The 8,333-nt window shown below is 74.2% G+C and carries 5 protein-coding genes and 1 pseudogene; 5 read left to right on the forward strand and 1 reads right to left on the reverse strand.

All coding sequences use genetic code 11. The features are described from left to right. Positions 1-773: 773 nt before the first annotated feature. The 4 genes and pseudogenes from ACGF15_RS24410 to holA all read left to right on the forward strand — a co-directional run. Positions 774-3,029, forward strand: a pseudogene (locus ACGF15_RS24410) (ComEC/Rec2 family competence protein); the annotation flags it as partial. Between the two features lie 200 nt (positions 3,030-3,229). After that, on the forward strand, positions 3,230-4,039 hold the full coding sequence (locus ACGF15_RS24415; RefSeq protein ID WP_392801929.1) for an arylamine N-acetyltransferase: 810 nt from the start codon (positions 3,230-3,232) through the stop codon (positions 4,037-4,039). Positions 4,040-4,295: 256 nt separating this feature from the next. Next, entirely contained in the window at positions 4,296-4,541 is a 246-nt protein-coding gene (locus ACGF15_RS24420) for a hypothetical protein (protein WP_362608153.1), read from the forward strand. Between the two features lie 70 nt (positions 4,542-4,611). Further along, entirely contained in the window at positions 4,612-5,598 is a 987-nt protein-coding gene (gene holA / locus ACGF15_RS24425; RefSeq protein WP_392801932.1) for a DNA polymerase III subunit delta, read from the forward strand. 230 nt (positions 5,599-5,828) lie between these two features. On the opposite strand, the gene rpsT is transcribed toward holA, so the two are convergent. After that, complete coding sequence (gene rpsT / locus ACGF15_RS24430) at positions 5,829-6,095, reverse strand: 30S ribosomal protein S20 (protein WP_256527309.1); 267 nt, start codon at positions 6,093-6,095, stop codon at positions 5,829-5,831. A 245-nt stretch (positions 6,096-6,340) separates the two neighbouring features. On the opposite strand from rpsT, the gene lepA reads away from it, so the two are divergent. After that, a complete protein-coding gene (lepA, locus tag ACGF15_RS24435) occupies positions 6,341-8,206 on the forward strand; it encodes a translation elongation factor 4 (RefSeq protein ID WP_345610576.1) in 1,866 nt (621 codons plus the stop codon). The last annotated feature ends 127 nt before the right edge of the window (positions 8,207-8,333 follow it).

Below are 8,333 nucleotides of genomic sequence, written 5' to 3' on the forward strand. Positions count from 1 at the left end.
GGGCCCCTGCGGGCGCCACTCCCCCCGGCCGCACCCCCGGCCCTCGACCGGGGGCCGCATTCGGCCGCCTCCCGTCGGCCGGCGCACGGCCCCGCCCCGGACCGGCGGCTCCGGCACCGGACGGCGGAGTCGCCGCCGCCGTCGGCGCCGACCGGAGCACGGAGCCGCCGCCACGCCGCCGAGCAGGACCGGCGGACCTCCGGCTGGTGCCCCCCGCCCTCGCGACCTGGGCGGCCGCCGCACTGGCCCTCGGGGCTCCCGTGCGCTGGACCGCCGCAGGAGTGGCCGGATGCCTGCTGGCCGCGGGCGCCCTGCTCGTCGCGGCCCGGTCCCCGCTTGCCTCCGCCCCTCCCGGCGGGCCCATGCTGCCCTCCTCCGCACCGGATCCGGCCACCGGATGCGAAGGGGCCGACGGTCGGGGAGCCGGGGCGCCGTCCGGCCACCGAGAGGCGCGGCCGACCACCCCGGAACCGGTCCACCCCGCAGTCCCGGAGGCGCACCGCGCGCCTCCGCGCGGCCGGCCGGGCCCCGGTCACCCGCCGCCGCCCGAGGGTCCGCCGCCCGACTCCGGCCGCCACCTCGACACGGCAGGGAGCAGACCTCGGCCCTCCCCCGGCCTGAGCTCTTCCGGCTGCACGGCCCCCCGCGACGCCCCGGCCCCCTCGGCAACAACACAGGGCCTGCGCCCTGCGGGCGCACCGGCACCGGGGCCCACACCCCGGCACACGGCCCCCTCAAGAGGCCCAGCGGCCGGCAGAGGGCTGCACCGCCCGATGGGCGGCAGGCTCCGCGCCGCCTCGCGGCTCCGCACCACCGCTGCCGGGGTGCTGTTCTGCGCCGCGGCCGGAGCGGCGGTCGCCGGCCTCCACACGGCGGATCTGCACCGCGGCCCACTGCCCGGACTCGCCCGCAACGGGGCGCATGTCACGGTCGACGCCGTGGTGGTCTCCGATCCCCGCCGGTCCCGCCCGCATGCCGGCGGAGCCGCACACCACCGGCCGGCCATCGTGCTCGACGCCGAAGTGACCCGGGTGGCCACCGGTCGCATGGGCGCCGTGGAGGTCCGGACACCGGTGCTGGTCCTGGTCTCCCCGGACAGCCACGACGACGCATGGCTCCGGTTGCTTCCCACGACCCGGCTGCGGCTGTCCGGCGGCCTGGCCCTTCCCGACCACCCCGACGGCCGGATCGCCGCAGTGCTGAGGGTCCGGGGTGGCGACGGGCCGCCCGTCGTCGCGCCGCCGACGGGCCTGCAGCGCTTCGCCGGGTCCCTGCGCGCCGGCCTGCGTACGGCGACCGACGGCCTGGCCCCCGACGCCCGCGCCCTGCTGCCGGGCCTGGTCGTCGGCGACACCTCCCGGGTCCCCGAGGATCTGCAGAGCGCCTTCGAGGCAACGGATCTGACGCACCTCACGGCCGTGTCCGGCAGCAACCTCACCATCGTGCTCATGCTGCTCGTCGGCCCGCCCGGCAGGGCCCTGCTCGTCGAACGGGGAGGTGCCGCACCCCGGTTGGGCGTCACACTCCGCGGCACGGCGGTACTCGGCGGCGCCCTGACCCTCGCGTTCGTCGTCGTCTGCCGCCCCGAGCCGAGCGTGCTGCGCGCCGCCGCCTGCGGGCTCGTCACCCTGCTCGCCATCGCCACCGGCCGCCGCCGCTCCCTGCTGCCCGCCCTGGCCGCCGCCGTGCTGCTCCTGGTGCTGTACGACCCACGGTTGGCGCGGAGCTACGGGTTCCTGCTGTCCGTGCTCGCCACCGGCGCCCTGCTGACCATCGCGCCGGGGTGGGGCAGGGCCCTGCGGGACAGGGGCGTCCCGGCGAGACTGGCCGAGCCGCTGGCCGCGTCGGCTGCCGCGCAGGCCGTGTGCGGACCGGTGGTCGCCGTGTTCGCGGCCCGGGCGAGTCTGGTCGGCGTCCCCTGCAATCTGCTGGTCGAGGCGGCCGTCGCACCCGCCACCGTGCTGGGTTTCTCCGCCCTTGCCGCGGCGCCGGTCGCTCCGGGGGCCGCCGAAGCACTGGCATGGTGCGCCGGATGGCCCGCGGGCTGGATCGCCGCGGTCGCCCGCAGGGGCGCCGAACTGCCCGGAGCAGGGGCGCCCTGGCCGGGCGGCCTGACGGGCGGACTGCTGCTCGCGGGGGTCACGGGAGCCGTGCTGCTGCTGGTCCGGAACCTCTCCCGACGACCACTCGCCTGCGCGGTCTGCGCCGTGCTGCTCTGCCTCGTGATCGCCCGCCCGGCGCCGCTCGGACGCCTGGTCACCGGCTGGCCACCCGCCGACTGGAGCTATGCGATGTGCGACGTCGGCCAGGGGGACCTGACGGTCCTCGCGGCGGGCGGCGGTTCCGCCGTGGTGGTGGACGCCGGCCCCGACCCGGCCCCTGCCGACCGCTGCCTCAGGGAACTGGGCGTGACACACATCCCGCTCCTGGTCGTGACGCACTTCCATGCGGACCACGTCGCGGGGCTGCCCGGAGTCCTCGACGGCAGGAGCGTGGGCGCCATCCAGACGACATCGCTCCAGGAACCCGAGGAACAGGCGGAGTTCGTGCACCGGACGGCTGCGCGGGCCGGGATCCCCGTCGTCTCGGCCGTCCCCGGCGAGCGGCGGCGCGCCGGGCCGCTGGAATGGGAGGTCCTGTGGCCGCGGCAGGCCCCCGCTCCCGTCTCCGGCGAGCCCAACGACGCGAGCGTGACCCTCCTGGTGCGGGCCGCGGGAGGGTTGTCGCTCCTGCTCCTCGGCGACCTTGAACCCCCGGCCCAGCAGGCGCTGCTGCGCGCCCGCCCGGACCTGCCGCGGGTGGACGTCCTCAAGGTCGCGCACCACGGCTCGGCCTACCAGCATCCGGGACTGCTGGCCGCGGTCCGCCCCCGTCTGGCGCTGATCAGCTGCGGGCGGGACAATCCCTACGGCCACCCCTCCGCGCGCACCCTCGCACTCCTGCGCGCCCAGGGCGCTCTGGTGCTGCGAACGGACGGCAACGGATCCGTCGCCGTGGGCGGCTCGGGGGAGGGACTGCGCGCGACGGCAGAGCACGGCTCCGCCGAAAGTCCGAGCGGCCCTCCTCCCGAGGACCGAAGGCCACAGGCGCATGGCGCCGGCCCCGTTCCCCGCGGAAGACTGGGCCCATGGCAACCGACACCCGCGCGCAGGAGCCGTCCCCGCCGACGAAGGCGGGACCGCGTGACGAGGCGGGCTCCGTGCCCGCTCCGGCCGAGCGGAGTGCCGCGTTGCCCCCCGCGGTGGTCGGCGCCTACCTCCACCGGATCGATGCCGAGCGGCCGGACCGGGCCGACGCCGCGGCGCTCAGGACGCTCCAGACCCGGCACCTTGCGGCGGTTCCGTTCGAGAACCTCTCGGTCCACCTGCGGGAGGAGGTCGTTCTGGACGAGCGGCGGCTCGCGGACAAGATCGTCGAACGTGGACGCGGGGGCTTCTGCTACGAACTCAACGGGGCGTTCGCCGCCCTGCTGACCTCGCTGGGCTTCACGGTCGCCTTCCACGAGGCACGGGTCCTGGACGGGGACGGACGACCGGGCATCCCGTACGACCACATGGTGCTGCGGGTCGACACCGTCGACGGAACCGGACCCTGGCTGGCGGATGTCGGCTTCGGCGACCACGCCCGCTTCCCGCTGCTCCTCGACGGACGCGGCGACCAGCGCGACCCCGGCGGGCTGTTCCGGTTGATCCCGGGTCCTGCCGACGGCGAGCTCGACCTGCTGAGGGACGGCACTCCGCAGTTCCGGCTGGACACCCGGCCCAGGGCCCTGGCCGACTTCGAGGCGGGCTGCTGGTACCACCGGACCTCGCCCGGTTCGCACTTCACCGCGGGCCTCGTGTGCTCTCGGTTCACCGCGGACGGCCGGATCACGCTCTCGGGCCGCAGACTGGTCACCACCGTCCGCGGGGAGCGCGTGGAGCGGGTCCTGGCGAGCGACGCGGAGGTGCTCGACGCCTACCGCACGCACTTCGGCATCGCCCTGGAGGAGGTTCCCGAGGCCGCGGTGTTCACGGCGGGCGGCACCACCACCCCCTGACCGCCCCGCCCTGGAACCATGCGGTACCGGCACCGGCACCGGCACCTCCACCGCCGCCGGGCCGTTCCGGTGGCCCCCGCCCGGCCGGTGCCATGCCCCGGAACCGCCCGGCCGTCGCACGGGTCGGCCGCGGGTCGGCAGTGCGCCTCCAGGAGGGAGGGAGCCGGCCCGCCCGGTGCGCGGCCGGGCGCGGCCGGCGAGACCCGGAACCGGCCCGCCGCACCGGGCACCCGGGCCGCCCCGGCAGAATGCGGGGGTGAGCGACGTGAGACATGTGCTGGTGCTGCCCGACCGCGACGCCGCCGAGGAGGTGGCCGAGGCGCTCGGCGACCGCTTCGGCGTCCGTGAGGAGCCCCAGCTGGTGCGGGACGCCCTGGCCGGAGAGGACGATGCCGAGGACGCCCAGTGGCTGGTGGTCGTCGAGGACCCGGACGGCGCCCTGGACTCCGCGGCGCTCGACACCTTCGTCGCGGACTGGGACGGCTGGCGCGAGGCCCCCTGACGCCCCGCGCGCCTCACCGGCGCCGACTCCGCGCAGGGGCTGTCGGTGGTGCGTGGGATGCTTGGCGTTGATGGCCAGGAACACTACGACCGACGATCCGCTCGCCTCCGTCACCCTTGCGGTGGGGCAGGAGGACCTGCTGCTGGACCGCGCCGTGCAGCAGGTCGTCGCGGCAGCCCGTGCGGCGGACGCGGACACCGACGTCCGCGACCTCACCGCGGACCAGCTCCAGCCGGGCACTCTCGCCGAGCTGACCAGCCCCTCGCTCTTCGCCGAGCGCAAGGTGGTGGTCGTCCGCAACGCGCAGGACCTCTCGGCGGACACGATCAAGGACGTCAAGGCGTACCTCGGGGCCCCGGCCGAGGAGATCACCCTGGTGCTGCTCCACCCCGGCGGGGCCAAGGGCAAGGGCCTGCTGGACGCCGCCCGCAAGGCGGGGGCGCGCGAGGTGGCCTGCCCCAAGACCACCAAGCCCGCCGAGCGGCTCACCTTCGTCCGGCAGGAGTTCCGGGCACTGGGCAGGTCGGCGACCCCCGAGGCGTGCCAGGCACTGGTGGACGCGATCGGCAGCGATCTCCGGGAGCTGGCCGGCGCGGTGTCCCAGCTGGCGGCCGATGTGGAGGGCACGGTCGACGAGGCCGTCGTGGGGCGCTACTACACCGGCCGTGCCGAGGCGTCGAGCTTCACCATCGCCGACCGCGCGGTCGAGGGGCGGGCGGCGGAGGCCCTGGAGGCGCTGCGCTGGTCCCTGGCCACCGGTGTCGCGCCGGTCCTGATCACCAGCGCCCTCGCGCAGGGCGTGCGCGCCATCGGCAAACTGCTGACCGCCCGCGGCGGACGTCCTGCCGATCTCGCCCGCGAGCTGGGCATGCCCCCGTGGAAGATCGACCGGGTACGCCAGCAGATGCGGGGCTGGACCCCCGACGGCGTCTCCGCCGCGCTGCGGGCCGTCGCCGAGGCGGACGCGGGAGTCAAGGGCGGCGGGGACGATCCCGAGTACGCCCTGGAGAGGGCGGTCGTCGCGATCGCCGGGGCGGCCCGCTCCCGCCGCGGCTGAACCTCCACCGGCGCGCCGCCCGGGAGGCCCCGGGAGCAGCGGCCGGCACGGGAACGGCCGAGGCCCCGGTGGCCGTCCTGGGGAAGGACGGCCACCGGGGCCTCGGCGTCAAGCTCGGTGCGCCGCACCCGCGTGGCGAACGCAGGCCGCGTGCGGCGCGAGGAGTGCCGTCCGGGAGCGGATGAGAGGGCCCGCTGGACCCCCGACGGCGGTCAGTTCAGATGCTCTGCTCAGCCCTGCAGGGAGGAGACACGAGAGGCCAGCGCCGACTTCTTGTTGGCGGCGGCGTTCTTGTGGATGACCCCCTTCGAGACGGCCTTGTCGAGCTCGCGCGACGCGGCGCGGGCGGCGACGGTGGCCTTCTCGACGTCGCCGGCGGCGACGGCCTCGCGGGCCTTGCGGATCGCGGTCTTGAGCGACGACTTGACGGCCTTGTTGCGCAGGCGCGCCTTCTCGTTCGTCTTGTTCCGCTTGATCTGGGACTTGATGTTCGCCACGAAGTGAGCCCTTATCTGGGTTCGCTCCCACCCGCGAGCTGCGAGGGGAACCGGATGATCTCATTGCGCGTGTCCCGGACCGGGAGGGCACGAGACACAGCTGCCCAGGCTAGCAGCCGCCCCGCGGACGGCCCAAACCGGGCGCAGTCCCGCACCCGTGGGACGATGGAGCCTGCGTATCGATCCGACATCGACCCGAGGCGGGTCTCACCGACCCGGCGTCTGCCAGAGAATCAGGACCCTGCGTGCCCGCGACTCCTTCCCACGTGCCCGAGCCGAGTCGTACCGACCCGGCGCTGATCCGCAACTTCTGCATCATCGCGCACATCGACCACGGCAAGTCGACGCTTGCCGACCGGATGCTCCAGCTCACCGGGGTGGTCGAGCAGCGGCAGATGCGTGCCCAGTACCTCGACCGCATGGACATCGAGCGCGAGCGCGGCATCACGATCAAGTCCCAGGCGGTGCGTCTGCCGTGGGCCCCCACCGAGGGCGAGGGCCAGGGCCGGACCCATATCCTCAACATGATCGACACCCCGGGCCACGTCGACTTCACCTACGAGGTGTCCCGCTCCCTGGCCGCCTGCGAGGGCACCATCCTGCTGGTGGACGCCGCCCAGGGCATCGAGGCGCAGACTCTGGCCAACCTCTACCTCGCGATGGAGAACGACCTCACCATCGTGCCGGTGCTCAACAAGATCGACCTTCCGGCCGCCCAGCCGGAGAAGTTCGCCGAGGAGCTGGCGAACCTGGTCGGCTGCGAGCCCGACGACGTGCTGCGCGTCTCCGCCAAGACCGGCCTCGGTGTCGAGGCCCTGCTCGACCGGGTGGTGCGGGACGTCCCCGCCCCGGTGGGCGTCGCCGACGCCCCGGCCCGCGCGATGATCTTCGACTCGGTCTACGACTCCTACCGCGGTGTCGTGACCTACGTCCGGGTGGTCGACGGGCGGCTCGGCAAGCGCGAGCGCATCAGGATGATGTCCACCGGCGCCACCCACGAGCTGCTGGAGATCGGTACCAACTCGCCCGAGATGCTCCCCTCCGACGGTCTGGGCGTCGGTGAGGTGGGCTACCTCATCACGGGTGTGAAGGACGTCCGCCAGTCCAAGGTCGGTGACACGATCACCCAGCAGTCCAAGGGCGCCACCGAGCCGCTCGGGGGGTACAAGGACCCCAAGCCCATGGTGTTCTCGGGCCTGTACCCGCTCGACGGCTCGGACTACCCCGAGCTGCGCGACGCCCTGGACAAGCTCCAGCTCAACGATGCCGCACTGGTCTACGAGCCCGAGACCTCCGCCGCCCTCGGCTTCGGTTTCCGCGTCGGCTTCCTCGGTCTGCTGCACCTGGACGTCATCCGGGAGCGTCTGGAGCGCGAGTTCGGTCTGGACCTGATCGCCACCGCGCCGAACGTGGTCTACCGGGTGGTGATGGAGGACGGCACCGAGCACACCGTCACCAACCCGAGCGAGTTCCCCGAGGGCAAGATCAGCGAGGTCTTCGAGCCGGTCGTACGCGCCACGATCCTGGCGCCGAGCGAGTTCATCGGCTCGATCATGGAGCTGTGCCAGAGCCGCCGCGGCACCATGCTGGGGATGGACTACCTCTCCGAGGACCGGGTCGAGATCCGGTACACCCTGCCCCTGGCGGAGATCGTCTTCGACTTCTTCGACCAGCTGAAGTCCAAGACCCGCGGCTATGCCTCGCTCGACTACGAGCCCACCGGCGAGGAGTCCTCCAGCCTCGTCAAGGTCGACATCCTGCTCCACGGCGACAAGGTCGATGCCTTCTCCGCCATCACCCACAAGGACCAGGCGTACGCCTACGGTGTGCGCCTCGTCGCCAAGCTCAGGGAGCTCATCCCGCGGCAGGCCTTCGAGGTCCCCGTCCAGGCGGCCATCGGTTCCCGGGTCATCGCCCGCGAGACCATCCGCGCCATCCGCAAGGACGTGCTCGCCAAGTGCTACGGCGGTGACATCTCGCGGAAGAGGAAGCTGCTGGAGAAGCAGAAGGAGGGCAAGAAGCGCATGAAGATGGTCGGCTCCGTGGAGGTCCCGCAGGAGGCGTTCATCGCCGTGCTCTCCAGCGACGAGGGCGGCAAGAGCAAGAAGTGACCCCCGCGGTGGGGGGGGGGGGGGGGGGCGCCCCCGCGGGGGGCCCCCCCCCCCCCCCCCCCGGAAGGACCAAATTATTTGTGAAAGAGACCACCCCGGGAGGAGGGGGGGGGGGCCGGGGGGGGTT

Origin of the sequence: Streptomyces sp. NPDC048001 (assembly GCF_043203115.1) — a bacterium.
In the GTDB taxonomy this organism is placed as follows: Bacteria; Actinomycetota; Actinomycetes; order Streptomycetales; family Streptomycetaceae; genus Streptomyces; species Streptomyces sanyensis.